The 2,737-nt window shown below is 42.8% G+C and carries 3 protein-coding genes and 1 pseudogene; all 4 read right to left on the bottom strand.

Annotated elements, in window-relative coordinates; genetic code table 11:
• A pseudogene (locus WEIDD23_RS00815) lies at nucleotides 1-374 on the bottom strand (HrcA family transcriptional regulator); the annotation flags it as partial.
• A gap of 194 nt (nucleotides 375-568) precedes the next feature.
• Nucleotides 569-1,522, bottom strand: coding sequence for an aggregation-promoting factor C-terminal-like domain-containing protein (locus tag WEIDD23_RS00810; protein WP_062358669.1), 954 nt, complete (start codon nucleotides 1,520-1,522; stop codon nucleotides 569-571).
• 275 nt (nucleotides 1,523-1,797) lie between these two features.
• Entirely contained in the window at nucleotides 1,798-2,436 is a 639-nt protein-coding gene (locus WEIDD23_RS00805) for a DUF421 domain-containing protein (RefSeq protein WP_010371920.1), read from the bottom strand.
• The coding region (locus WEIDD23_RS00800) for a DUF3290 family protein (protein ID WP_082778284.1) at nucleotides 2,436-2,737 on the bottom strand (302 nt) is incomplete at its 5' end. The genes WEIDD23_RS00805 and WEIDD23_RS00800, both read right to left, overlap by 1 nt.

Raw genomic sequence — 2,737 nt, 5'->3', positions numbered from 1 at the left:
AATGCAATCACCGTGTAACCTGTTAGGTTTGCCATTTCAGTAACCATTTGTTGCACCAGATCATCAATTTGTTGGAAGTTACGGCTAAACACCCGTTCCAACGATTGGTGCACAGCTTCTGACAATTGACGTCGTCGCATTAGTTTATCGACATAATAACGATAACCCCGTTGCGATGGCACCCGGCCAGAAGATGTATGTTCTTTTTGTAGCAATCCTTGCTCTTCCAATGAGGCCATTTCATTTCGGACAGTAGCCGAACTAACTGCCAACCCCAATTGTTCAAGCAATGATTTTGATCCAACAGCTTTACCGGTTTTTGCGTAATCTTGAATTATCGCGGCTAGAATTAACCGCTGCCGTTCTGTTAACATACGCTATACCTCTCTTAGCACTCTCTATCACTTCGTGCTAACACATATTATAATACACACCATGCAAACGCTTGTCAACACTTTTAGCACTTTTAATTACAGAGTGCTAAAAACGATTGTGTACGCATCAAATACGACCTAGCAAAAAGGACTGAGCCATCAAATGACTCAGTCCTTTTAACTGTTTATATTTATTAGTACCAACCAATTGCTTGAATGTGATTCCAAGCACCTTGTGGGTTACCGTAACGATTAGCAATGTATGCCAAACCAACCTTGGCTTGCCCTTCAACTGACATGTCATAAATCCCCGTCGTTTGGAACAAGCCCACATATTGACCATTGCGTGCATTGACATTCCAACCTGATTCGTAGTTAATCAACAAATCAAGGTAGTATTGTTGCGTTGAATCCCAACCGTGCCAAGCTTGTGCAAAGCCCATCATTTGATCCTTAACAGAACCAGATGAAAGCTTAGTTACAACACCGTTTGCATCAGCTGAATAGTTTGCCCCATTAGCCATGAACTTCGTGTTCTTACGCAAGAAGAACGTCCCATCATTACCGAAGAAGTATTGCTTGCCACCAATTGTTTGCAAGCCTTGCACAGCACGACCAACGTTATCAACGTAATACGTCATGCCCCAGGCATTCTCCCATGAATTTTGGATACGAGCCCCATTTTGGAACCAGTAATATGTGCCCATGTAGAATTGGAAACCTGTGTAACGGTAACCGTTTTGCATCCACAACCAACCTGATGGTGTTGCGACATAACCATTGGCCTTACCGCGTGAGAAGAACGTACCATTGTTACCAAAATCGTAGTTAACGCCGTTAATTTCGTTAACACCTTGCACAGCACGTCCATCAGCCCCAACGTAGTAGCTCATGCCCCAAGCACTCTCCCATGAGTTTTCTTGACGCACGCCATCTTGGAACCAGTAGTAAGATCCCATGTAGAAACGGAAACCTGTGTAGCGTTGGCCATTTTCAAACCAGTACCAGCCAGTACCATCGTTCAAATACCCTGAACCTTGCACCGTTGCGGCACTTGCCGTCGTCTCAAATTGTGTTGTGTTTGCGATTGCCAATCCGGCCATCGCTGCAGTTGTTGCCAATACTAATTTCGCTTTATTACTAATCATATCCGAATTTAAACCCCATTCTTGTAAACAGACTGTTCTGTATTCACGACGCATATCTGCGTCGGACTCGTTTTTACTAATTCGACTTTACTTAGTGTATCGAGTTATAGTGACAGCCGGTTAAAGTGAAAGTTTCAAATCCGCGCCTTTTATTACTTGTATGTTACAAACCAAACGAGCATTACAGAATTCCGGATTTTTTGGTGGGATTTTGTGACGATGCCAGGATATTTTCGCGAGAATAATGTCACTGGTTTTTCACAAGCCTAAATGGATTATTTTGCAAACGGATGCAAAACTACCTTACCGTGAATAAATTCGCCCAAATAAATATCTTCTACGCCACCCTTGGTTTGCTTCGCAACTTCTTCGCGTAACCAGTCGATGTCTTTATCCAAAACTTCTAATAGATCATAATTGGCTTGCCCATCCTGGATAAGTGGATACTTAATCGTTTCCTCGCCATATTTGATAATCGTCAGTTGGCCATTTTGCTCTAGAATTGCTCGACGTACTACCTGCACCTCATCAACGCCAGCGGCGCGTAGCTTAAACATTAGCTCACTAGCTGACAAGCCCACCCGCATCGTTGTGGCCACATCAACCTCACCGTTCTTAATGACCGTGACCGGCGCCCCATCAATCACCCGTTTGACCCAGTAATTGTGTTCTTTCAAGAACTTAAGCAGCAAGACTAAAAACGTCCAAACAATCAAGACTAAGACAAATTGCAGCGCCGTAATATCTGCATTATAAATAACACCACCAATAATGCCACCCAAGACATAATTTTGAACTTGGTCCATCGCTGAAATTGGTGCCAAGTTACCCTTACCCAAAATATTAATTTGGATAATCAAACCGATAATCCCAATTGCCAACTTCAAAGCAATCGTTGTATAACTTGTGTCCATCACTTCACCTCAACTACTGTATGCTCGTCTAATAAGTTCGTCTTTTCCAAGGTATAGTTCGATTGATCAGCACTCAAATTCACCCGATAGAACGTCTTCCCAGCTTTCACAATTAAATTATTGTTCAAATTGACACTGTTTACAGCCACTTGCGCTGGCTTCACATCCCGATTATGTGCCACGTGCTTTAATAACTTAACAACCTGTGCTTTTTGAGCCGACTGGCTTTTCACTTGGTTCATATCTTGATACTGCAGCCCAATGACAAACGCTACCAATAGTAGCATCATCACACTCAAAT

Origin of the sequence: Weissella sp. DD23, assembly GCF_001579105.1 — a bacterium.
Classification (GTDB): Bacteria; Bacillota; Bacilli; order Lactobacillales; family Lactobacillaceae; genus Weissella; species Weissella cibaria.
This window is presented reverse-complemented; position numbering and strand designations above follow the sequence as displayed.

What these genes read in the sequence shown, in the direction of transcription:
- WEIDD23_RS00810 (WP_062358669.1), bottom strand. Translation starts at nt 1,522, where the DNA reads ATGATTAGTAATAAAGCGAAATTAGTATTGGCAACAACTGCAGCGATG.
- WEIDD23_RS00805 (WP_010371920.1), bottom strand. Translation starts at nt 2,436, where the DNA reads ATGGACACAAGTTATACAACGATTGCTTTGAAGTTGGCAATTGGGATT.